Origin of the sequence: Rhodococcus sp. FH8, from assembly GCF_019266085.1 — a bacterium.
Taxonomy (GTDB): Bacteria; Actinomycetota; Actinomycetes; order Mycobacteriales; family Mycobacteriaceae; genus Rhodococcus_F; species Rhodococcus_F qingshengii.
This window is the reverse complement of the sequence record NZ_LPNQ01000081.1, coordinates 42,576-65,770: the sequence shown is the minus strand read 5'-3', so window position 1 is coordinate 65,770 and position 23,195 is coordinate 42,576. Positions and strand designations below refer to the sequence as shown.

The window sequence follows — 23,195 nt, the reverse complement described above, 5'->3', positions numbered from 1 at the left end:
TGAACGGCGCCCGACTGCGATCAGGGATGATCGATGACAGTCGCACTGCGTGAAGAACAGATGACAAGAAAAAGAGGAACTACACATGGCTCGCCTAGGGATCCGCACCACTGCAGCAGCAATGGGGGCGGCGGTTCTGCTGGTCACAGGATGTTCTTCCGGAGATGGCGGAGACGACCTCATCACGATCGATCCCGCAACGGCAGCGGTCTCACCGGCCACCACCAGTACCCCGGACGGCGTGGTTCACCCGTATTCAGGTCTGATCGATTCCATCACATTCGACCCGATCACGCGCAGCGCTGTAGTGGTTGCCAGCGACCCCCGTTCGGTGCTGGTCGTTCCTTCGGACAGTTTGGCCGGCGCCGACCCCGCCTCTGCAGGTCGTCCAACAGCCCTGGATTCCGACGTACGCGACGTTTCGATCGGCTCTGACGGTAGCGCTCTTCTGTCGATGGATCGCCAGGTCGTGAAGCTGAATCTGACTTCGGGCGAACAGACGTCCATCCCGGTAGACGGGCAGGCGAATTCAGCGGTCGAACTCAACGACGGCCGCATCGCGATCGGCACGGACAATGGCTCAGTTCACATCGTCGACCCGAAGAACGATCAGTCACAGACAGTTTCGGGATTCGCATCGGTCGACGAACTCGCGGTCACCGGCGACAACCTGAGCGCCCTCGATCACCGTCAGACCTCGCTGACGGCGATCAACCTCGAAGACGGCAAACTCGGCGTCGCTCTCCGCGCCGGTGAGGGCGCAACTCATCTGGCCACCGATCGCTTCGGACGCATTCTGGTCACCGACACCACCGGCAACGAACTGCTCGTCTTCACTGCCGATCCGCTCCTGATGCACCAGCGCTACCCCGTCGGCGAGTCGCCGTACGCCGTTGCCTACGACGAGGCCGCGGATCGGGTGTGGGTCACGCTGACCGCGACCAACGAAGTGGTCGGCTTCGATCTGTCGTCCGGCATCCCCGTGGAGACCGGACGGTTCAAGACGGTGCGACAGCCGAATTCGTTGGCCGTAGACTCTTCCAACGGCAATCTGATCGTCGGATCGGCAACCGGTGACGGGCTGCAGGTCATCCCGTCACGGGAGAACTGATGGAAAAGCGTACGCGCGGGATCCCCGCGCAGTGGGAGACGTCGGACGACAAGTTCGACTACGTGCCGCTCCGGCTACCGCCGAACGTTTCGCGGGTAACGGCGTCGATGCGCCTGGCGATCTCCGCCGAGTTCGGCGGATGGGAACTCTCCCGAGTCCGTCTCTACCCCGACGGCAGTCGTCGCGTGCTCCTCAAGCGAAAGAAGACGCCGCTGCACGTGACCGATCCGGACGGCATTCAGCACTGATCGTCCAACAGACGACCAGGGCCCGCCGCTGTCGAAACCGCTGACAAAATCACACCATCGAAGAGCTGGAGAATCGTGTACCAACTGCTGCTGAGCCTGATGTTCCGGGTCCCACCGGAACGCATCCACCACATTGCCTTCACCGCGATGAAACTGGTGACACGGTTCGCTCCCCTTCGCTGGCTGGTCGCAAAAGTCCTTGTCGTCGACGACCCGGTTCTGCGGAGTCAGGCATTCGGTCTGACGTTCCCGGCACCTCTCGGCCTCGCCGCAGGATTCGACAAGGACGCCACCGGAGTCGACGCCTGGGGCCCGTTGGGATTCGGTTTCGCCGAGGTCGGAACAGTGACGGCCCAGGCTCAGCCCGGTAACCCCGCACCGCGTCTCTTCCGTCTTCCGGCCGACCGCGCTCTGATCAACCGGATGGGCTTCAACAACCACGGCGCTGGTCACGCGGCGAATTTCCTGCGACAGCGCCGCGTCACGGTCCCGATCGGTGCCAACATCGGCAAGACCAAGATCGTCGAAGCCGCCGACGCCGCTGCCGACTACACCGCCAGCGCGCAGCTTCTGGGTCCGCTGGCCGACTTCATGGTCGTGAATGTCAGCTCGCCGAACACGCCCGGACTCCGTGATCTGCAGGCCGTCGAATCACTGCGCCCGATCCTGCAGGCCGTGCTCGACACCGTCAGCGTGCCGGTACTGGTGAAGATCGCGCCCGATCTCTCGGACGAGGACGTCGACGCGGTCGCCGATCTGGCAATCGAACTCGGGCTTGCCGGAATCGTCGCGACCAACACCACGATCCGTCGCGACGGTTTGAAGACCCCGGACGCCGAGGTAGCTGCACTCGGCGCAGGCGGGCTGTCCGGTGCACCGGTCGCCGAGCGCTCGCTCGAAGTACTTCGGCGCCTGTACGCCCGAGTGGGCGACAAGATGACCATCATCTCGGTCGGCGGTATCGAGACAGCCGACCAGGCGTGGGAACGCATCCTCGCCGGCGCGACGCTGGTGCAGGGATACACCGGCTTCATCTACGGCGGACCGTTCTGGGCTCGCAGCATCCACAAGGGCATAGCCAAGCGGGTCCGCGCAGCCGGCTTCTCGTCGATCGCCCAGGCTGTGGGAGCTGAGAACCCTCGCTAGAAACTGCTGTGCGCCTTTATTAACCGCGGGCGGTTAATAAAAGGCGCACAGCATAGTGACTATTCGACCTCGAACGTCCCGGTCAAGGTTGCACGCGCAATCGCGTGATGGAACACGTTGAAACCGAGGAACGCCGGCGACGAGTCAGGGGTGACTCCGTCGAGCGTCTCCACGTCGAGGGCATGCACCGCCACGATGTAGCGATGCGGACCGTGCCCGGGAGGCGGGCCTGCACCGATGAAACCGAACCCGCCACCGTCGTGGCGGAGGGTGACGGTTCCGGCGGGCAGGACATCGCTGTCCGCCGCGCCGGCACCGGCGGGGAGCTCGGTGACGGAAGCGGGGATGTTCGCCACGGCCCAGTGCCAGAACCCCGACGCAGTCGGTGCGTCCGGATCGAACACCGTCACGACGAAGCTCTTCGTCTCGGCCGGAAAGCCGGACCACGAGAGCTGCGGTGAGATGTCTTCGCCACCGGGGACACCGAAGGCTCCACTCGCCTGAGCAAGCTTCAGCGGCTGGCCCGCAGTGATGTCGTCACTGGTCAGCTCGAAACTCGGCAACTTCGGCAATGGTTCGTACGGATCGTGCGCCATGCGAATCCTTTCTGTGACAAGAGAGCTCGATGTGCGTCGAGCTCACGGATCTATCTACGTGCTCGTCAGGAATTGAGCAGGAAATGTTCCAGAACACGTGTCCCGAACAGTAGTGCGTCCACCGGAACTCGCTCGTCGACGCCGTGGAACAGCGCGCTGAAATCCAGCTCGGGCGGCAACTGCAACGGCGCGAAGCCGAAGCAGCGAATGCCCAGTTTCGCGAATGCCTTCGCGTCGGTTCCGCCGGAGAGCATGTACGGAACTGTGCGAGCCTCCGGATCGTGGGCGAGGATCGCCTCGTTCATGGCGTCTACGAGGTGGCCGTCGAACGTTGTTTCGTACGAATCCAGCTTGGTGATCCACTCGCGGGTCACGTCGGGACCGATCAGTTGGTCCACCGTGCGCTCGAATTCGGCCTGCCGTCCCGGCAGCACACGGCAGTCGAAGACCGCCTCGGCCGTCTGCGGAATGACGTTCGCCTTGTATCCGGCCTTGAGCATCGTCGGGTTCGCGGTGTCACGGAACGTCGCGCCGATGATGTTGGCGATCGTGCCCAGCTTCGCGAGGGTTCCGTCGATGTCGGGTGATCCCGGATCGAAGTCCAATCCGGTCTCCTCGCCGACGGCGGTCAGGAACTCCGCGACCGAATCCGAGATCACGATCGGGAACTGGTGGGCAGCAAGCCTCGAGACCGCGCCGGCGAGTGTCGCGACTGCGTTGTCGTCGTGGAGGAAGGAGCCGTGTCCGGCGCGTCCCTTGGCAGTCAGACGCATCCAACCGAGGCCCTTTTCCGCAGTCTCCACGAGGTAGAGCCGGCGGTCGGTTCCGTCAGGCCGCGGAACCGTCAGCGAGAAACCGCCGACCTCACCCACAGCCTCGGTCACTCCCTCGAACAGATCCGGGCGGTGCTCGACCAGCCACTGGCATCCGTACTTTCCGCCCGCTTCCTCGTCCGCCACGAAGGCGAACACCAGATCACGCGGCGGTACGACGCCTTCCGCCTTGAACTGTCTGGCGAGGGCCAGGATCATCCCGACCATGTCCTTCATGTCCACGGCGCCGCGCCCCCAGACGTAACCGTCCTGGACGGTGCCGGCAAAGGGATGGACGCTCCAGTCGGCGGGCTCGGCCGGAACTACGTCGAGGTGACCGTGAAGCATCAACGCACCACGACCCGACTCGGCTCCCTTCAAGCGAGCAAAGACATTCCCACGGCCGGGTGCTCCGGACTCGACGTATTCCGTCTCGTAACCGACTTCTTGAAGCTGCGCGGCAACCCACTCCGCGCACGCACGCTCGCCTTTGGTGGTTTCGAGTTCTCCCGTGTTCGAGGTGTCGAAGCGGATGAGGGAACTGACCAGTTCGACTACTTCTGCTTCGGCTCTGCTCGGATTCGGATTATTCGGGGTTGTGGTCATTCCACTTTCCTACCATCGAATCAAACGACGCGGGCGACCGGAATGCCCCGCAACCTGGCGATTTGGGGCAGCTCACCTANGGAATGCCCCGCAACCTGGCGATTTGGGGCAGCTCACCTAATCGGATACTCTTTCCCAGCACCGAGAAATCGGGGCCGAGTCCGAGTGGCGGAATGGCAGACGCGCTAGCTTGAGGTGCTAGTGTCCTATTAACGGACGTGGGGGTTCAAGTCCCCCCTCGGACACTCGAATACAGCAGAAAGACCCCAGCCTGATCAGGCTGGGGTCTTTTTGCTGTGCGCCTTTATTAACCCCCGGCGGTTAATAAAGGCGCACAGCAGTGGGGCGATTTGGGACCTGGGGATGGCATCGGATACTCTTTCCCAGCACCGAGAAATCGGGGCCGAGTCCGAGTGGCGGAATGGCAGACGCGCTAGCTTGAGGTGCTAGTGTCCTATTAACGGACGTGGGGGTTCAAGTCCCCCCTCGGACACTCTGTGTTGAGACAGACAGGAAAAGCTCCGGTTCATCGAACCGGAGCTTTTCTCGTAATTGGCGAAGTTCCCGCACCAGGGAACAGTCCGCGCGAGCGGCGATCGAGATGGAACAGAAGTTCGAAGTGGATACAGACACCAAGAAGTCGGATGCACTGCAGGCAGATTCGCTGGAAACAGCCGATTCAGAATCTGCTCGAGCCGAACTCACCGGACTCGACCCCGCAGAACTCGAAATCTGCCTGAAGGTCCTTTCCGAAGCCGCCGAACTCGACGACGAGCATCCCGATTCGATCACCATGCAGCGCGCTGTCGGCCATCTGTTCAAGCGACTCAAGAAGAAGCGTCGCCTCGCCTCGCGCGCAGCCGTCAACGAAGCCGACCGCCAAGTGGTCGCTGCGACTGCCACCGGTTCACCCGATCGCATCGACGACGAGACCGCAGGCATTCCGATCAAGTCGAACACCGCCGGCGCCTCCGCCGGCACGCTCATCAAGGCGCGGCCGTGCTACATCTGCAAGCAGCGCTACACCGCAGTCGACGCCTTCTACCACCAACTGTGCCCCGAATGCGCTGCCACCAGCCGCAGCAAACGTGATGCCAGCACTGATCTCACCGGCCGACGCGCACTTCTGACCGGCGGCCGCGCGAAAATCGGTATGTACATCGCGTTGCGCCTGTTGCGTGACGGTGCACATCTGACCATCACGACGCGATTCCCCAACGACGCGATCCGCCGATTCAAGGCGATGGAAGACAGCAACGACTGGATTCATCGTCTGCGCATCGTCGGCATCGACCTCCGCGACCCCGCCCAGGTTGTTGCACTCGCGGATTCCGTTGCCGCACAGGGTCCGCTCGACATCCTGATCAACAACGCCGCACAAACTGTTCGACGGTCCCCCGGTGCTTACGGCGCCTTGGTCGACGCCGAGTCCGGTGCGCTTCCCGCCGGTGACCTGCCTGATGTCCTGACCTTCGGCAAGACGAGCGACGCTCACCCCGCTGCTCTGGCCGGATCGCTGTCGGACGTCGCAAGCATCACCTCCGGAAATCTGTCCGCCGACGCGGTCAGTTCACTCGCCCTCGTCGCCAAGTCGGCGTCACCCGATCGCATCGAGCAGGGCATCGCCATCGACGCGGGCGGGCTGCTGCCCGACCTCGCGCACACCAACAGTTGGGTTCAGACCGTCGAAGAGGTCGATCCGATCGAGCTTCTCGAAGTCCAGCTCTGCAACTCGGTCGCGCCCTTCATCCTCGTTTCGCGCTTGCGCCCGTCGATGGCTGCGGCCGCTGCGCGACGCAAGTACGTCGTGAACGTTTCCGCCATGGAAGGCCAGTTCAGCCGCGCGTACAAGGGCCCTGGCCACCCGCACACCAACATGGCCAAGGCAGCACTGAACATGCTGACCCGCACCAGCTCCAAGGAAATGCTCGACGACGGCATCCTCATGACCGCCGTCGACACCGGCTGGATCACCGACGAACGCCCACACTTCACCAAGATGCGTCTGGCCGACGAAGGTTTTCACGCACCACTCGACCTCGTCGACGGTGCCGCCCGCGTCTACGACCCCATCGTTCAGGGTGAACTGGGCGTCGACCTGCACGGCTGCTTCCTCAAGGACTACAAACCCTCGCCGTGGTGATGGGCGGCACAGCCGCGGTGGTGATGGGCGGCACAGCCGCGGTGGTGACAGGCAGCACCTAGCCGCCCCGATGTGGCGATCTCGTCACCCCCAAACCCCCGTGTCGAGTAGCTCATTTCAGGTAGAGCACAGCATTGCAGGCGATAATGGAGTGCGTACCTGCTCACCGACTCGGAGGAACCATGACGATCGCCGTCGTACACAAGGACAGCCCGGAAGGCCGCGCCGCAATCGTGGCCGCTGCACGGGAATCCGTGGGTCGAAGCGAGGAACTGCTGGTTCTGCACGTCCTGGACGACGTCAACATCGGAGGCACGGTCAACCTCGGAGACACCGAGGACGATCGGGCCGCTCTTCGCGGCGAGATCCAGTCAGCGCTCGACGCCGGTGGATTCTCGGAGACGAAGTGGGATCTGCGCACCACCGAGCACGACGGCGATCCGGTTACCGCGCTCGTCGACCTGGTCCACGACGCGGGTGTCGATCTCCTGATCGTCGGAACACGCCGGATGTCCCCCATCGGCAAGTTCCTCCTCGAACGCCCGCTGCAGCGTCTCCTGCTCGAAGTGGAGGCTCCGATACTCGTCGTCAAGGAACCCCTCCCCGCCGAGTGACCTCGGTCACATCACTTTCGGGTGCTCGTTTGTAGGCTGGCTTCATGACTGGAACCTCGCCCGCCCGAGAACTCGACATCATCGTCTACGGAGCGAGCGGCTTCGTCGGTAAGCTACTCGCCGACTACCTCGTCAAACATGCTCCCGAAGGCACGAAGATCGGCCTCGGTGGCCGTTCCCTCGAGAAGTTGGCAGCCACTCGCGCCGATCTGGGTACCGCCGCGGCCGATCTCCCCCTGATCATTGCCGACGCCGACGACGCCACCGCATTGAAGGCGCTCGCGCAGCGAACTCGGGTCGTCGCCACCACGGTCGGCCCGTATGCCAAGTACGGCCACGCCCTCGTTCACGAATGCGCCTCCGCCGGAACTCATTACGTCGACCTCACCGGTGAGGTGCTGTTCCACCGCGAGAGCATCGACGACAACCATGAGCTGGCGGTCTCGACCGGTGCCAAGATCGTCCATTCCTGCGGATTCGATTCCATCCCTTCCGATCTCGGAGTTCACGTCCTGCACGAGAAGGTCGCCGCCGACGGCGCCGGCGAGCTCACGGACACCACCCTGGTGGTCACGGCCCTGCGCGGCGGCGTGAGCGGTGGCACCATCGATTCGCTTCGCAACCAGATCGACGTGTCGAAAGACGATGCGCGCCTGCGGAAACTTGCTGCCTCGCCGTACTCGCTGAGCCCCGATCGTGATCGGGAGCCCGAACTCGGACGCCAGAGCGACGTGAGCGTGGTCGACGGCAAGAAGATCGATCCTTCGCTGAAGGGGTGGAAAGCGCCGTTCGTGATGGCGTCGTACAACACACGAGTCGTCCGTCGCAGCAATGCGCTCCGAGAGTGGGCGTACGGCAAGAAGTTCAAGTACAGCGAGGTGATGAGTGTCGGCTCTTCGGTGGTGTCACCGGTGATTGCGGGCGGCGTGGCGGTCGGCCTCGGTGCGCTGGTCGCCGGACTCGCCCTTCCCCCGACGCGCTTCCTTCTCGACAAGGTATTGCCGGCTCCCGGTGAAGGTCCGAGCGAGAGCACCCAGAAGAAGGGCCACTTCACGCTCGACGTGTTCACCACGACCACGACCGGCGCCCGATACACCTCACGAGTGAAGGCGAAGGGCGACCCGGGATACAGCGCGACGGCGGTAATGCTCGGCGAATCTGCGTTGTCGTTGGCGAAGGACCACAAGGCTCTTCCCCCGGCCACCGGCGTTTTGACTCCAGCGACAGCGCTCGGCGACGTCCTGGTCGAGCGTCTGCGCGCGGCTGGTTTCGAGATTTCCGCGCGCAAACTCTAGACAGAACGAATTTCACTTGATCGTTTCAGCTCTTCGCGCCCGATTATCGCAGCTCAGGGCGCGGACAGCGGTGGGAATACTCCCAGGTAACATTGATGTTGGTTCATGGCATCCATATGTGATGCTCCGCTTTCGGAAAAGTGAGGCTATTCATGACTGAGCGCGTTCAGGTCGGCAGTCTTCAGGTTGCCAAGGTTCTCTACGACTTCGTGGTCGAGGAGGCTCTTCCCGGCACCGGTGTAGACGCCGAAACGTTCTGGGCCGGCGCCGACAAGGTCATCACCGAGCTCGCACCGAAGAACCGCGACTTGCTTGCCAAGCGTGACGATCTGCAGGCTCAGATCGATCAGTGGCATCGCGATCACGCCGGCGCTCCCATCGACGCCGCTGCATACAAGGCGTTCCTGCAGGAAATCGGCTACCTCCTGCCGACGCCTGCCGAATTCTCGGTCACCACCGCGAACGTCGACACCGAGATCACCTCGACGGCCGGCCCGCAGTTGGTCGTGCCGATCCTCAACGCGCGCTTCGCACTCAACGCGTCCAACGCCCGCTGGGGTTCGTTGTACGACGCGCTGTACGGCACCAACGCCATCTCCGAGGAGAACGGCGCCGAGAAGGGTTCCGGCTACAACAAGGTCCGCGGCGACAAGGTCATCGCCTGGGCGCGTGAATTCCTCGATGCGGCAGCACCTCTCGCGTCGGGATCGCATGCAGATTCAACCAAGTACGTTGTCGACGGCAGTGAACTGAAGATCACGTTGGCAGACGGTGCTGTCACCACGCTCGCCCAGCCGGAGAAGTTCGTCGGCTACCTCGGCGAGAAGGACGCACCGACGAGCATCCTGCTGCTGAACAACGGATTGCACGCCGAGATCCAGATCGACGCCTCGTCCCCGATCGGCAGCACCGACGCCGCCGGCGTCAAGGACGTCGTTCTCGAATCCGCCGTCACCACGATCATGGACTTCGAGGACTCGGTCGCCGCTGTCGACGCCGACGACAAGGTTGTCGGCTACCGAAACTGGTTGGGTCTCAACCGCGGTGACTTGTCCGAGGAGATCAAGAAGGGCGCCAAGTCCTTCACCCGCACGCTCAACGGCGACCGTAAGTACACCGCAGTCGACGGCAGCGAACTCAGCCTGCACGGTCGTTCGCTCCTGTTCGTCCGCAACGTCGGTCACCTCATGACCAACCCTGCGATCCTCGACGCCGACGGCAACGAGGTCCCCGAGGGCATCCTCGACGCCTTGATCACCAGTGCCTGTGCAGTGCACGGCCTCTCGATCAGTGACGCCAACGGACCGCTCGACAACAGCCGCACCGGCTCGATCTACATCGTCAAGCCCAAGCAGCACGGTCCCGAGGAAGTTGCCTTCACCACCGAACTGTTCGGCCGTGTCGAGCAGGTCCTCGGGCTTCCGGAGAACACGCTCAAGGTCGGCATCATGGACGAGGAGCGTCGTACGACGGTCAACCTCGCCGCCTGCATCAAGGAAGCCGTCGACCGCGTGGTGTTCATCAACACCGGCTTCCTCGACCGCACCGGCGACGAGATCCACACCTCCATGGAAGCCGGCGCGATGGTGCGCAAGGGCGAGATGAAGAAGCAGAAGTGGATCGGCGCCTACGAGGACTGGAACGTCGACACCGGTCTGGCCTGCGGTCTGCAGGGCAAGGCCCAGATCGGCAAGGGCATGTGGGCCATGACCGAGTTGATGGCAGACATGCTCGAGCAGAAGATCGGTCACCCCAAGGCCGGCGCCAACACCGCATGGGTACCTTCGCCGACCGGCGCAACGCTGCACGCGACGCACTACCACCGCGTCGACGTGTTCGCAGTTCAGGACAGCCTGAAGGGCAAGCCTCGCGCGAGCGTCGACGACATCCTGACCATCCCGCTCGCTCCCAGCACCGACTGGACGGACGCGGAGAAGAAGGAAGAGCTCGACAACAACTGCCAGTCCATCCTCGGCTACGTGGTCCGTTGGATCGACGCGGGCGTCGGCTGCTCCAAGGTTCCCGACATCCACGATGTCGCGCTCATGGAGGATCGCGCCACGCTGCGCATCTCGAGCCAGCTGCTCGCCAACTGGCTGCGTCACGGCATCGTCAGCGAGAGCGACGTTGTCAGTGCACTCGAACGCATGGCCCCGGTTGTCGACCGTCAGAACGAGGGCGACGCCGAGTACCGCAACATGGCACCTGATTTCGATTCCAACATCGCGTTCCAGGCTGCCAAGGAACTCATCCTCGAAGGCGCGAAGCAGCCCAGCGGATACACGGAGCCGATCCTGCATCGCCGCCGCCGCGAGTACAAGGCTGCCAACGCCTGATTTCACCTTCTTCGAACTCGAAGCTGAACCCGAACAGCCTCGGCACCGCTCCCGGTGTCGAGGCTGTTCGCGTAGGCCCCGAAGTTTCGTCACTAGACTGGCCGAGGACACAGTCCGTTCAACAGACATTCTTCGAGTGACCAAGGTAGGGCAAGGTACGTGGGCGAACATCGCGGCGGGTCAGGCGCCAGAGGTATCAGTAAGGGGCCGATTCTCGTCGTCGTGCTGATCGTCTTGATCGTGGCAGGCTTCTTCGGATGGAAGGCCCTCAGCAACCGGATCGACGATCAGGGACAGCAGGCAGCCGGTACGTGCGTCGAGGGCAACAAGACACTCGACGTCACCGCGGATCCGTCCATAGCCCCACAGGTCGAGGAACTGGCGAAGCGGTACACCCAGACCTCGCCGGTGGTGCGTGATCACTGCATCGCCGTCGTGGTGCACGGTGCGCCGTCCGCGTCGGTCTCGACTGCACTCGAAGCCGGTCCGGCGGCCCCCTGGGACGACGCAGCATTGGGACCGCGTCCCTCCCTGTGGATCCCGACGAGTTCGTTCGAACTCGCGCCACTGTCGGGCAAGGCCGTGATCAACGGTGATCCTCGCTCGCTCGCGAGTTCCCCGATCGTTCTGGCAGCCGGTCCCGAGACCGCGGCAGCATTGGCCGGCGCAGCATCGAGTTGGAAGTCTTTGCCTTCCGATCTGACGGTCGCCCTGCCGGTCGGAAGTACCGAAACCTCGATGGCTGCACAGGCGATCGCTGCCGACGTCGCCGATGCGGGTGCCGGTCCGGTCACGACGGATCAGGCGAAGTCCGCTCAGGTCAACGCTGCGCTCAGTGCACGGGCGTTGCAGTTCCAATCCTTGCCGACTCCCCCCTCGTCCACCGCCGAAGCCCTCGGAGCACTGAGCGCCGGAACACCGGATTCGGTGAAGGCCGTTCCGGCCACGGAACAGTCGATAGCGCAGAGCGCGAACGCGGCGATGACGACGTACTCCCCGGTTGGCGCAACGCCAGTCGCGGACTATCCGGCGGTAATCGTCTCGGGCAGCGGGATCGACGAAACCGCGTCGCGCGCAGCGGCACAGCTTGCCGATTTCATGCGTGAGCCGAATCAGTCACAGTTGTTCGTCGGCGCCGGTTTCCGGGTCGAGGGCCAAGACCTTCCCGATCTCGGAGCGGTGTCCCCGGCCAAGATCTCGTCCACGTTGAAACCGGCTTCGGCGGAGACCGCAGCGGCGCTCGGTGACATAGTCGCCAACCCGGTCTCGCCGCGTAGTGCCACCATCCTGATGGACACGTCGGCGTCGATGGGTACCGACGACGGTGGCACTACCCGCTTGGCGAACGTTGCCTCGGCGGTGAATACCCAATTGGGTCGCAGCCCTGACGCTTCGGACATCGGCCTTCGCGAGTTCAGCACGGGCACCGACGGAAAACCGTCCGAGCGCATCCTGGTTCCGGGCGGTTCACTGTCCGAGCCGAATCGGCGTGCCACGATCACCGATTTCCTCAACGGGCTTCGGGCCGGCGGAAAGACCTCCAAGTACCCGGCGCTTGCCAGCTCCTACAAATCCGCCGTGGACGGTTTCGACGCGGGACGAGTCAACTCGGTGCTGCTGATCACCTCGAGTACACCTGACGAATCCACCACGACGCGAGCCGAACTGCTCAGCGCGATCGCCGCTGCGGGCAATCCGTCGCGTCCGGTACAGGTCGACGTGATCGTCGTCGGTGCGGGCGACGACGTCTCCACACTCCAAGACGTCTCGGATCGGACGGGCGGAACATTGGTTCGGGTCGATTCGACGTCCGACCCCGCTCTCGCGGCCGCAGTGACCAAGATGCTGTCCTGATGGGGCGCGTCGCGGTTTTTGCGGTCCTTCTCGCCCTTCTGACCTGGTTCCTGCATCGCCGGCTCGTTCGCGCCACCGGCATCCCGAGGCGATGGGCTCGTCTCGCCGACACTGCGCTTGTCGTCTTGGCGGTCTCGACGCTCATCGGGGTCGGCAGCGGCGAAGTCTTTCCGACATCGTGGGCGCGACCGATCGGATTTGTCGGATGGGTCTGGCTGGCTTCGTGGCTGTATCTGATTCCCGGACTGCTCGTGATCGGCCTGTTCGCCGGGATCGGTCGACTACGTGCACGCCACACGGATACCACGACCGAAGTCGACCCAGCCAAGCGTCGTACGTTGCAGTTGGCTACAGCAGCAGTCACTCTCGCGGCGATCGGCACTGCCGGCTACGGCGTCTACGAGGCGTCGGGCCCCAAGATTTCCCGCGTCCGTGTGCCGCTCGCTCGCCTACCTGAGGGCTTCAACGGATACCGGATCGCCTTGATCACCGACCTGCACGTGGGACCGGCCCGCGGGGTCGACTTCACCCGCAAGGTGGTCGATATCGTGAACTCGCAGAATGTCGATCTGATCGCGATCGGCGGCGACCTCGTGGACGGAACCGTCGCGAAAGTTGCTCCCGATCTTGCTCCGCTCGCCAATCTTCGCGCGCCCGACGGAATCTTCGGAGTCAGCGGAAACCACGAGTTCTACGCCGATGACGGCGGCAAATGGCTCGACGTGTGGGAGACATTGGGGATCACCACACTTCGCAACAGCCGCACCTCGATCCAGCATGGCGGCGATACCATCGACATCGTGGGCATCCACGACTACACGTCGCCGGCCCCGTACGAGCCGAACCTGACTGCCGCGCTCGCAGGTCGCGATCCGAATACTGTCGCCTTGCTTCTCGCGCACGAACCGCGTCAAGCGATCGAGGCGTCCGAGATGGGTATCGATCTGCAACTGTCCGGGCACACTCACGGCGGTCAGATGTGGCCGCTGCGGTATCTCGTTCCGCTGCAGCAGCCTTCGGTGCAAGGCTTGGACAGGGTCGGAAACACAGTGCTGTACACGACGCGTGGCGCCGGGGCTTGGGGTCCGCCGGTACGCGTCGGCGCCCCGCCGGAGATCACTGTTCTCGAACTCGTACGCGAGAGGTGATGATCTCCGGCGGGCACACGCCTTAGTTGCCTGCGAACGCTTCGATCGGCGGGCAGGAGCAGACCAGGTTGCGGTCGCCATGTGCACCGTCGATACGACGCACGGACGGCCACACCTTCGGGCGAGCCTTGCCACGCGGGAAGACGGCGATCTCACGCGAGTACGGGTGATCCCACTGCGCTGCAATGCTTCCCGCAGTGTGGGGAGCACCGCGTAGCGGGTTGTCCTCCACCGTCCACTCGCCCGCTCCGACGCGATCGATTTCGCCGCGAATGGCGATCATCGCTTCGCAGAACTCGTCGATCTCTTCGAGGTTCTCGCTCTCGGTGGGCTCGACCATCAGTGTGCCGACCACGGGGAAGCTCATGGTCGGAGCATGGAAACCGTAGTCGGCCAGACGCTTTGCGACGTCGTCGACGGTGACGCCGGTGTCCTTGGTCAACCCACGGAGGTCGAGGATGCACTCGTGCGCGACCATGCCGTTCTCGCCGGTGTAGAGAACCGGGAAGTACTCGTCGAGTCGACGCGCGATGTGGTTGGCCGACGCGATGGCGGTCAGGCTGGCGCGGCGCAGGCCCGCAGCTCCCATCATCCGGATGTAGGTCCAGGTGATGGGCAGAATGGACGCACTGCCGTAGGGCGCTGCCGAGATCGTTCCTCTACCACCGAGTTCGGGGGCCATCGGGTGTCCGGGCAAAAATGGCGTCAAGTGTGAACGCACACCGATCGGTCCGACGCCGGGTCCCCCGCCGCCGTGCGGGATACAGAAGGTCTTGTGCAGGTTCAGGTGGCTGACGTCGCCGCCGAATCGGCCCGGACGGGCAAGGCCGACAAGCGCATTGAGGTTGGCGCCGTCGACGTACACCTGGCCACCGGCGTCGTGTACCGCTGCGCAGATGTCGGCGATCTCGTGCTCGTAGACACCGTGCGTGGACGGGTAGGTGATCATGATCGCGGCGAGACGCTCGGCGTGATCGGCGATCTTCGCACGCAGATCGTCGACGTCGACGTCACCGTTGGGACGGCAGGCGACAACCTCGACGCGCATCCCGGCCATGACAGCCGAAGCCGCGTTGGTGCCGTGAGCACTCGAGGGAATCAGGCAGGTGTCGCGGTGATCGTCGCCGCGACTGAGGTGGTAGTTGCGGATCGCGAGCAAGCCCGCGTACTCCCCCTGGCTGCCGGCGTTGGGCTGGAGGCTCACGTTGTCATAGCCGGTGACCGCGACCAGCCAGTCTTCGAGATCCTTGATGATCTTCAGCAGACCGGGCGCATCCGACGTGGGCGCGAACGGGTGGATCGCGTTGAACGCGGGCCAGGTGATGGATTCCATCTCGGCGGTCGCGTTGAGCTTCATGGTGCACGAACCCAGCGGGATCATGCTGCGATCGAGCGCGATGTCCTTGTCGGACAGCGCGCGCAGGTAGCGAAGCATTGCCGTTTCCGTGCGGTAACGGGTGAAGGCTTCGTGCTGCAGGTAGTCGGAGGTGCGCTCCTGAGCAGCCGGAACCGAATTGCCCTCGGCTTCGATGGCGACAACAGCATCCTCGATCCCGAACGCGTCGAGCACGGCAAGGACGTGGTCGGCGGTCGTGGCCTCGTCGCAGGAGATACCGACATGATCGGCATCGACCAGACGCAGGTTGATCCCGGATTCCTTGGCCGCAGCGACGACGTCGGCCGCCTTGCCCGGAACCTGAGCGAGCACGGTGTCGAAGAACGAATCGTGGACTACGGTCACGCCGCCTTCGCGCAGGCCGTTTGCCAACGCGTGTGCGCGGGCAGCGACGCGCAACGCGATCGCCTTGAGTCCCTCGGCGCCGTGGTAGCTCGCGTACATCGCGGCGAGGATGGCGAGGAGCACCTGAGCGGTACAGATGTTGGATGTCGCCTTCTCTCGGCGAATGTGCTGCTCACGTGTCTGCAGCGCGAGGCGGTATGCCTTGTCTCCGTCGGCGTCGATCGAGACGCCGACCAAGCGGCCGGGTAGCTGACGCGCATGCTTGGAGTGCACCGCCAGGTAACCGGCGTGCGGTCCGCCGTATCCCATGGGGACACCGAAACGCTGGGTGGTTCCGAAGCACGCATCCGCGCCGAGCTCACCGGGTGAGGTGATGAGCGTCATCGCGAGGAGGTCGGCGCCGACGGCAACCAGTGCGCCGCGCTCGTGAGCTTCCGCGATGATCGAGGTGTAATCGACGACTCGTCCCGAGGCACCTGGGATCTGGGCGATGACGCCGAAGAAGTCACCTTCCGGAAGACCAGCGGTGAGGTCCGCGGAGACGATCTCGATGCCGAGCGGCTCGGCGCGAGTCTCGATGACGGCGAGGGTCTGCGGGTAGAGATCGGCGTCGACGACAAATCGTGGGGACTTGCTGCGGTTCGCGCGGCGCAGGAGCGTCATGGCTTCGGCAGCGGCGGTGGCCTCGTCGAGCATCGACGAGTTTGCCAGTTCCATGCCGGAGAGATCGGCGACCATGGTCTGGAAGTTGAGGAGGGCTTCGAGACGGCCCTGGCTGATCTCCGGCTGATATGGAGTGTACGCGGTGTACCAGGCCGGGTTCTCGATGATGTTGCGCAACAACACCGGCGGCGTCAACGTGTCGAAGTAGCCGAGGCCGATCATCGACGTCGCGACGGTGTTCTGGGCTGCGAGTGCAGTCAGTTCGGCAAGTGCCTCGTGCTCTCCGACCGGAAGCGGCAGAGCGTCGAGTCCGGCAGCGATGCCGTTCGGGGCAGCGTCGAGGATGACGGAGGGAACGGCCTTGGTTGCCAGTTCGTCGAGTGAATCGACCCCGACGAGTTCGAGGATGCGCGCGAGTTCCGCGGCGTTCGGACCGACATGGCGGTCGGCAAATATACGGCTTGCAGCGTCGATCACGACAACTCCCAGACAGATCGGAGGATCAGGACACACACCGAACTGCGGTGTGTTCCTCCCCCTCTGTCGCATGCTCGATTCCCGAGCGCCTGAGAGATTCGGTAGTGATCCGCCGAAGGCGGAAGCCACAGCCTTTCCCCGTCGGCGGGTGGGTTGTCCCACCGCTTTCCAGAGGCGTCGGAGCCCGTACGGTCCTTGGTGCCTGAGAGATTGACGGGGAGGTATTGCTCCTTCGGCGCCCTGATCCCGCTCACGACTGACCTTTGAGACAAAGACTGAAACAAAGACAAGTTCGGTGAATCGGTATCCGAGGCTCTCCCGTACGCCGGCGACGCAGGCCCAGTCTAGTTGACCGAAACGCCTACCTGCACCGTGGCATCCTCCAAAGAGATGTGACGTACGTTATCCGGTTTTGCGGCTGGCGCGATTCTTGCGTCGCGAAGCCAACTCGTCTTCCGGGTTGGGATCACTTTCGCCGCCGTCGGCCCGCTCGGCGGGGAAGTCGGCGATCGTTCCGGTGAGTTCACGCATCGCGCCACTGACTGCGATGCCGAATACGCCCTGCCCACCCTGGAGGAGGTCGACGACCTCTTCGGGGGACGTGCATTCGTACACGGTGGTGCCGTCGGAGAACAGAGTGATGTTGGCAAGATCGCGGACGCCACGCTTACGGAGGTGATCGACGGCAACGCGGATGTTCTGCAGTGAGATGCCGGTATCGAGCAGACGCTTCACGATCTTCAGAACGAGAATGTCCTTGAAGGAGTACAGACGTTGGCTTCCGGATCCGGCAGCGCCACGGATCGACGGAACAACCAACGACGTCCGTGCCCAGTAGTCGAGTTGACGGTACGTGATCCCGGCGATCTGGCACGCACTGGGTACTCGATATCCGACGAGGTCGTCGGGGATGGAATCGTCCGGGAACAAGCCCGGCTGCAGCTCTTCGGAAGACATTTCTGCAGTCGCGGCACTACCGGCTATGCCCGTCCCGCGCTCATTCGACTGTTCTTCCACTGCCGTCTCCCTCTCGCTTCGCCATCATGTAACCAACCTGTGCTATCAGCAGTCACGAGAATCCCGTGCCGACCGAACTTTCAGATGTGAATCCAAGGCAGGTAATTCCATGAGTGGACTTACCCAGAGTACGCCTCGATCGACAAGGCGAGAAGATCTCCACCGCACGCAACGGTAAGTCCAGGAGGGTGCATGGTCAACGCAACACGCCGACCGAGACTCAACCTCTACTTGAGAGTTGAAGACTAAAGTCCGCAACCAGTCAATTCAGGCTAACCATCAGTGGCTTTGAAATCGTCCGGCGAGATGGTGTCGAGGAATTCCTTGAACTTCTCGACCTCGTCTTCGCGCTCGTCGGGAATGACCAGACCGGCCTCGGCGAGAACAGCCTCCGACGCGAAGATCGGAACGCCGATGCGCAGGGCCAATGCAATCGAGTCCGACGGACGTGCCGAGACAGTGGTCTGCTCGTCGAAGACGAGATCCGCGTAGAAAGTGCCCTCTTGCAGGTCCACGATCCGAACTTCCTTGAGGCTCCGACCGAAAGATTCGATCAAGATCTTGATCAGGTCGTGAGTCAGCGGCCGCGCCGGCTCGACTCCCTGTTGTTCGAGAACAATCGCGGTAGCTTCGGTTTGCCCGATCCAGATCGGCAGGTACCGATCGCCGTCGGACTCTCGCAGCAACAGGACCGGCTGATTCTGAGGCTGCTCGACACGAACTCCGATCACACGCATTTCGCCCATCGAGCTTGCCTCCAACCTGACGTGATCCAGCCGACCGACTCCGATGCGGTCGTACTGAAATTCTATTCGAGTGTGCCCCGCTGATCGAGGAACTCAGCGATCGAGACTTCCCCGAACTGCCGATTTGACCAGACACGTGTGCAAAGTCAGTGACAGAGCGGCCAGCTCCCGCACCATTTCCTCGGCACGATCACGTGCTCCGGCGTCACGACCCTTGGCAACCGGTCCGGCGATCTGAGTCACCAGTCCCGCTTCGCGATCAGCAGCCAACTTGAACGCGCGCAGATGGCGAACCTCCAAGCCGTACTCGGACATCGCCTTAGCGGTGCGCGCCAACGTCACGGCATCCTCGTCGAAGAAGCCCGCCGCGCCGGGAACGACCAAACCGGTGCGGATCAGATCGGTCAGAAACCGATCGTCGATGTCGGCGCGCGCGAGAAGATCCTGACGACCTACTCGAACTTCGCGATCGACCCGGAACGCCTCGGGTGAGACATCGCCCGTAGCGATCGACAGGACGCGAGCACGACGTGGCGCAGGAACTTCTGCACTCACCGTCGCTGCGCCACTGTCGATCGCTTCGAGTTGTTCTTTGATCACTTTGAGCGGCAGGTACTGATCGCGTTGAGCGGTCAGTACGAAGCGAAGACGCTCGCAGTCCTCGACAGAGAATCTGCGGTATCCCGACGGTGTCCGTTGCGGGCTGATCAAGCCCTCGGACTCGAGGAAACGGATCTTCGAAATCGTCACGTCGGGAAAATCTGGACGCAACCGATCCAGCACGGAACCAATCGACATTCCGGGCTGGCTCTGCTGCCGCACTGCCGTCATTAGCTACCCGCACCTGCTGACGACTCGCCGACCTGCGAACCGCCGGCACGAGGGCCGGTGAGGAACACCAGACGGAACTTGCCGATCTGAACCTCGTCACCATTCGCGAGAACTGCCGAATCGACAGGCTCACGGTTGACGTAGGTGCCGTTGAGGCTTCCGACGTCGACGACGTGGAAATCTGCATCTTCCTGACGGAACTCGGCGTGACGACGGCTGACGGTCACGTCGTCGAGGAAGATGTCGCTGTCCGGGTGCCGACCTGCCGACGTCGTCGGCTGATCGAGCAAGAAGCGGGATCCTGCATTCGGTCCCCGCTTGACCACCAGAAGTGCGGCTCCGGCGGGAAGGCCTTCCACGCCCGAAACCGGCTGCTCGGCGGCCGGTGCTGCAGAGGAGGTGTTGTCGAGCTCATTGAGGAAGTCCGCGCGGAAAACCGAAGTGGTCTCCGCCGGCGACTCCCCATAGCCCGCGTCGTTACCGTTCTCGCTCACTGTTTCTCCTCCTGGGTCAATCATCCAGATCATGAATCACTGGACTACGCAGTGCACTTTCTTCACGAGCATCTTTCACAGTCACGTTCGATACGGCCCTGCGCCCCGACTCGGCACATGCGTACCTAACGACCGTACCCTGCGCAGACCGCCGTGTGCAGCGAGACAGGCCGCGACACAACACGAGTTGGCCGGTCCACGCGCAGGTTTTCTACTCGGACGTGAGTCCCTTGTATGCCTCCGCGTCCAGAGTTGCCGCGAGTGCGGCGTCGAGTGTGGCCTCGTCGGCAACCTCGAGTTCGACCAACCAACCCGTGTCGTACGGGTCGGTGTTGACGAGGTCGGGCTGTCCGTCCAATTCACCGTTCGCTGCAAGAACTTTCGCAGTGAACGGAGCAAAGATGTCGGAGACGCTCTTGGTCGACTCGACCTCACCGAGCGATTCACCGGCGGTCACGTCTTCGTCGACAGCGGGAAGCTGGACGAACACGACGTCACCGAGCTGCGACTGAGCAAAGTCGGTGATACCGACTCGAACTGAGGTCGGGCCGGTTCGCTTCACCCACTCGTGCTCCGCGGTGTAGCGCAGATCGGTAGGTGTATCGAGCTCACTCACAGTGGCTTCCTTTCACAGGCCGTCCGAAAGTCGGACGCAAAAAGATCAATTTCCGGGTTGAGCGTATTGGCGCGGATTCAATTGTCGCAAGACGGAGATCGTGACCTGCTGCGATTGCTCGACGGACGACGTTCCGCCATTGCGTGCGACATTGTCGAAGACGCCTCCGGGAATGTTCAACGCTGCCGCCAATGTCGGCGGATCTCCGATCGCGGTCACAGTGTACGGCTGCTCGATCCGGGTTCCGTCCAATTCGATCTCGCCGCCGCGCCCACTCACCCACGAGTTCACGCCGATACGAATGGGTTCGCCGTTCGCACCTGCGATCGAGATGGCTTCGGCACCGGCAGCACGCAGTTCCTGGATGAGATCGAGAACCACTTCCGATCCGACGCCGCCCGCCGGATCTGTCAGGGTCATCGTCACACCCGGTCCAGTGGCCGGAGCGGTCCCCACTTGAATGGAGAGTGAGGTCAGCCGCGCCCGCGCCTCGTCCAGCGCTGCTCCCGTGTTGCCACCGGCTTCCAAAGTGGCAAGCGATTCCTGAAGATTCGCGACTTCCTGCCTCAGCGCGGCTTCGCGCCGATTCAAATTGTCGAGAACCACCAGGAGGTCGGCAGGGCGCGCGGCGTCGAGTGAATCTCCGGCCACTGTGCTGCGTACCTGTGTGGCAATCGCAACGCCGAGCACGCCCAACAGCACAGCAGCGAGGATTGCGAAGACGACGTTGGTGCGGTGTTTGGACGGTGAACGCAACTCGTGACGACCTTCACCCGCAGTGGTGACGGGAGGTTCTTCTTCCGGTTCGGTCGTGGAATGTTCCGCCATTACTCACGCTCCGAACAGTCGGCGTCGCAATGCCGCTGCGTTGCCGAAGATCCGGATACCCAACACGACGACGATCGCCGTCGAGAGTTGAGTACCGACACCCAACTGATCACCGAGCCAGACGATCAACGACGCGACGAGCACGTTGAAGACGAAGGAAACCACGAACACCTTCGCGTCGAAGATTTCGTCCAGATACGCGCGTAGTCCACCGAAGACGGCGTCGAGCGCCGCAACGACAGCGATCGGAAGATAGGGCTGGATCACGTCGGGCACCTGCGGGCTGAAAACTACGCCCAGGACGATGCCGACGACCAGTGCTGCGAGTCCGTACAGGGCGGAACCGGCCTTCATCGAACTCCTTCTGTCACTTGGGTTCTGTGGGTTCTGTTGCCACTCGGACGGCGCGAGGCGCCGCAGGCGGCAGAGTCAACGAATCGTCTTCGGCCACCGCGAAACCGACTCCGTACAGTTGCGAGACGCTAGACATTCTCACGTAGGCGTCGCTGACGACGAATTTCCGCTGCAGTGCTCGCGTGTCTCCGATCGCCTCGACGAGGTACGGGGAGAAAACAGGTTGGTTGTCGACGAGCATCGCGCCGCCCGCCTGACGGATGGTCACCGTCGGCCCGATTCGCACGCCGCCGACGGCGATCGCCTCGGCGCCGCCCGCCCATAATGCGTTGACGACGGTCTGCAGATCGCGATCGAGAACGACGGTCTTGCCGCCGACACTCCGTTGCGACGCATCCGAGAGGTTCGGGCGTCCGGCCGGGTCCGTCAACGTCACCACCAGTCCCTCCCCGTGAACAGCTTCGGCTCCTGCGCCGGATTCGACCGCTCGCAGTTGGTCGAGGACGGCGCTGCCGCGTGCATCGCCCTCGAGCGCCACGCCGCGCGCGGCGTCGACGGCTCCGCCGAGTGAATCGCGGGACGCGGCCAGCGAATCGATTCGATCCTCCGCATCACGGACCTTCGCCACCAACTCGCTTCGAACCTCTTCGGTGCCGGTCACCTGCTTCGTCGCCTGAACAGCCGAGACCGTGACGATGAACCCGATCAACAGTGCGCCGAGGGCCAGCCACGGCCCCGTCTTCGAGGATCTGTTCTTGGTGTGCTCGTGCTGGCGTTCGAATGCAGTTGCCTCGTAGCCCGGGTCGAGATGTTCGGTCATGAGTGACCGAAGCAGCGACGGTACCGGGTTACGACGGACGTCCTCCCCGGTCGACTTCATCGGGGCACGACCTCGTGGGTTCGCGCAACGTCAACGGCCTTGAGCACGTAGATCGCGGCAGTCCACACGTACAGGACGGTTCCCCAGATCAGGAAAGCGAAACCGAAGGCATGGGTGAACGGTCCGATGGCCCAGTCTCCGTGCCCGGCAAGAATCAACGGCAGAGCGAACATCAGTAGGAAGGTCGCAGCCTTGCCGAGATAAACCACCTCGGGCGGTGGCAGGCCACGCCTGCGGTAGATCGGCAGCGTCAACGCAAGCAGAAGATCACGGCCGATGAGTATCGCTGCGACCCACCAGGGAATGAAATCGCGGGCGACGAAGGTGACCAGTGTCGTCACGACGTACAGACGATCGACCAGCGGGTCGAGAAGCGCTCCCAGACGCGAGGTCTGTCCGAGCACTCTGGCCAGCTTGCCGTCGAGCCAGTCGGTGAACCCGCTGAGCATCAGCAGCGCCAATGCCCAGCCGTCCGAGTGCGTGACGAGCAGCAGGTAGGCGAACAGCGGCAGAGCGAGTAGACGCACGATACTGAGCACGTTGGGAACAGTGAGAATCCGGTCCGTGGGGACCAGTTCTTGTTCGCCAGAGTTCACTGCACACACCTCGCGTCGTTCGATTGCCGTGCGGCCAGCTTTC

Annotated in this window: 21 protein-coding genes, 2 tRNA genes and 1 riboswitch; of the genes, 11 read left to right on the top strand and 12 right to left on the bottom strand. The window is 63.2% G+C overall.

Going from position 1 to position 23,195, the window contains the following annotated elements; genetic code table 11:
- Positions 1 to 85 precede the first annotated feature (85 nt).
- From ATN38_RS30205 to ATN38_RS30195, 3 genes are all read left to right on the top strand, one after another.
- Entirely contained in the window at positions 86 to 1,111 is a 1,026-nt protein-coding gene (locus tag ATN38_RS30205) for a YncE family protein (protein WP_218749283.1), read from the top strand.
- Complete coding sequence (locus ATN38_RS30200; protein ID WP_003946171.1) at positions 1,111 to 1,359, top strand: DUF5703 family protein; 249 nt, start codon at positions 1,111 to 1,113, stop codon at positions 1,357 to 1,359. The genes ATN38_RS30205 and ATN38_RS30200 overlap by 1 nt, the downstream gene beginning before the upstream one ends.
- 75 nt (positions 1,360 to 1,434) lie before the next feature.
- Positions 1,435 to 2,505 (top strand): quinone-dependent dihydroorotate dehydrogenase, encoded by a 1,071-nt coding sequence (locus ATN38_RS30195; protein WP_003946149.1) that lies wholly within the window; start codon positions 1,435 to 1,437, stop codon positions 2,503 to 2,505.
- A gap of 59 nt (positions 2,506 to 2,564) precedes the next feature.
- Here the strand turns inward: ATN38_RS30195 and ATN38_RS30190 are convergent, their stop codons facing one another.
- Both ATN38_RS30190 and ATN38_RS30185 read right to left on the bottom strand, forming a co-directional pair.
- Entirely contained in the window at positions 2,565 to 3,101 is a 537-nt protein-coding gene (locus tag ATN38_RS30190) for a YbhB/YbcL family Raf kinase inhibitor-like protein (RefSeq protein ID WP_007733394.1), read from the bottom strand.
- A 65-nt stretch (positions 3,102 to 3,166) separates the two neighbouring features.
- Complete coding sequence (locus ATN38_RS30185) at positions 3,167 to 4,519, bottom strand: M20/M25/M40 family metallo-hydrolase (RefSeq protein ID WP_003946170.1); 1,353 nt, start codon at positions 4,517 to 4,519, stop codon at positions 3,167 to 3,169.
- A 159-nt stretch (positions 4,520 to 4,678) separates the two neighbouring features.
- Between ATN38_RS30185 and ATN38_RS30180 the strand changes: the two genes are divergently transcribed.
- The 8 genes from ATN38_RS30180 to ATN38_RS30145 all read left to right on the top strand — a co-directional run bounded on the left by ATN38_RS30180 (position 4,679) and on the right by ATN38_RS30145 (position 13,909).
- Positions 4,679 to 4,764: transfer RNA gene (locus ATN38_RS30180), tRNA-Leu, on the top strand.
- A gap of 162 nt (positions 4,765 to 4,926) precedes the next feature.
- A tRNA-Leu gene (locus ATN38_RS30175) sits at positions 4,927 to 5,012 on the top strand.
- A 108-nt stretch (positions 5,013 to 5,120) separates the two neighbouring features.
- Positions 5,121 to 6,662 (top strand): SDR family NAD(P)-dependent oxidoreductase, encoded by a 1,542-nt coding sequence (locus tag ATN38_RS30170; protein WP_256932237.1) that lies wholly within the window; start codon positions 5,121 to 5,123, stop codon positions 6,660 to 6,662.
- A gap of 182 nt (positions 6,663 to 6,844) precedes the next feature.
- Positions 6,845 to 7,276: a universal stress protein gene (locus ATN38_RS30165; protein WP_003946198.1), complete on the top strand. Its 432-nt coding sequence runs from the start codon at positions 6,845 to 6,847 to the stop codon at positions 7,274 to 7,276.
- Between the two features lie 44 nt (positions 7,277 to 7,320).
- Positions 7,321 to 8,571 (top strand): trans-acting enoyl reductase family protein, encoded by a 1,251-nt coding sequence (locus ATN38_RS30160; protein WP_218749282.1) that lies wholly within the window; start codon positions 7,321 to 7,323, stop codon positions 8,569 to 8,571.
- Positions 8,572 to 8,723: 152 nt separating this feature from the next.
- Entirely contained in the window at positions 8,724 to 10,907 is a 2,184-nt protein-coding gene (locus ATN38_RS30155) for a malate synthase G (RefSeq protein ID WP_073513315.1), read from the top strand.
- Between the two features lie 159 nt (positions 10,908 to 11,066).
- Entirely contained in the window at positions 11,067 to 12,761 is a 1,695-nt protein-coding gene (locus ATN38_RS33145; RefSeq protein WP_218749281.1) for a VWA domain-containing protein, read from the top strand.
- Positions 12,761 to 13,909: a metallophosphoesterase gene (locus tag ATN38_RS30145; RefSeq protein ID WP_218749280.1), complete on the top strand. Its 1,149-nt coding sequence runs from the start codon at positions 12,761 to 12,763 to the stop codon at positions 13,907 to 13,909. Before ATN38_RS33145 ends, ATN38_RS30145 begins: the two co-directional genes overlap by 1 nt.
- Positions 13,910 to 13,931: 22 nt before the next feature.
- Here the strand turns inward: ATN38_RS30145 and gcvP are convergent, their stop codons facing one another.
- The 10 genes from gcvP to ATN38_RS30095 all read right to left on the bottom strand — a co-directional run bounded on the left by gcvP (position 13,932) and on the right by ATN38_RS30095 (position 23,152).
- Positions 13,932 to 16,790: an aminomethyl-transferring glycine dehydrogenase gene (gene gcvP / locus ATN38_RS30140; RefSeq protein WP_218749279.1), complete on the bottom strand. Its 2,859-nt coding sequence runs from the start codon at positions 16,788 to 16,790 to the stop codon at positions 13,932 to 13,934.
- Between the two features lie 53 nt (positions 16,791 to 16,843).
- A riboswitch (glycine riboswitch) is annotated at positions 16,844 to 16,972 on the bottom strand.
- A gap of 220 nt (positions 16,973 to 17,192) precedes the next feature.
- Entirely contained in the window at positions 17,193 to 17,747 is a 555-nt protein-coding gene (locus ATN38_RS30135) for a MerR family transcriptional regulator (protein ID WP_021344354.1), read from the bottom strand.
- Between the two features lie 332 nt (positions 17,748 to 18,079).
- The gene (locus ATN38_RS30130; protein WP_003946194.1) at positions 18,080 to 18,553 is read right to left on the bottom strand and encodes a bifunctional nuclease family protein; all 474 of its coding nucleotides are present in this window, start codon (positions 18,551 to 18,553) and stop codon (positions 18,080 to 18,082) included.
- A 93-nt stretch (positions 18,554 to 18,646) separates the two neighbouring features.
- Positions 18,647 to 19,384: a MerR family transcriptional regulator gene (locus ATN38_RS30125; RefSeq protein ID WP_003946161.1), complete on the bottom strand. Its 738-nt coding sequence runs from the start codon at positions 19,382 to 19,384 to the stop codon at positions 18,647 to 18,649.
- Positions 19,384 to 19,878 (bottom strand): glycogen accumulation regulator GarA, encoded by a 495-nt coding sequence (gene garA, locus ATN38_RS30120; protein ID WP_003946166.1) that lies wholly within the window; start codon positions 19,876 to 19,878, stop codon positions 19,384 to 19,386. The genes ATN38_RS30125 and garA overlap by 1 nt, the downstream gene beginning before the upstream one ends.
- A 211-nt stretch (positions 19,879 to 20,089) precedes the next feature.
- Entirely contained in the window at positions 20,090 to 20,494 is a 405-nt protein-coding gene (gene gcvH, locus ATN38_RS30115) for a glycine cleavage system protein GcvH (RefSeq protein WP_003946160.1), read from the bottom strand.
- A gap of 45 nt (positions 20,495 to 20,539) precedes the next feature.
- A complete protein-coding gene (locus ATN38_RS30110) occupies positions 20,540 to 21,322 on the bottom strand; it encodes a DUF881 domain-containing protein (RefSeq protein WP_003946181.1) in 783 nt (260 codons plus the stop codon).
- 3 nt (positions 21,323 to 21,325) lie between these two features.
- Positions 21,326 to 21,676, bottom strand: a complete 351-nt coding sequence (locus ATN38_RS30105) for a small basic family protein (protein ID WP_003946178.1) — start codon at positions 21,674 to 21,676, stop codon at positions 21,326 to 21,328.
- A gap of 13 nt (positions 21,677 to 21,689) precedes the next feature.
- Positions 21,690 to 22,556, bottom strand: a complete 867-nt coding sequence (locus tag ATN38_RS30100; RefSeq protein ID WP_003946177.1) for a DUF881 domain-containing protein — start codon at positions 22,554 to 22,556, stop codon at positions 21,690 to 21,692.
- Positions 22,553 to 23,152, bottom strand: coding sequence for a CDP-alcohol phosphatidyltransferase family protein (locus ATN38_RS30095; protein WP_218749277.1), 600 nt, complete (start codon positions 23,150 to 23,152; stop codon positions 22,553 to 22,555). The genes ATN38_RS30100 and ATN38_RS30095 overlap by 4 nt, the downstream gene beginning before the upstream one ends.
- Positions 23,153 to 23,195: the final 43 nt, after the last annotated feature.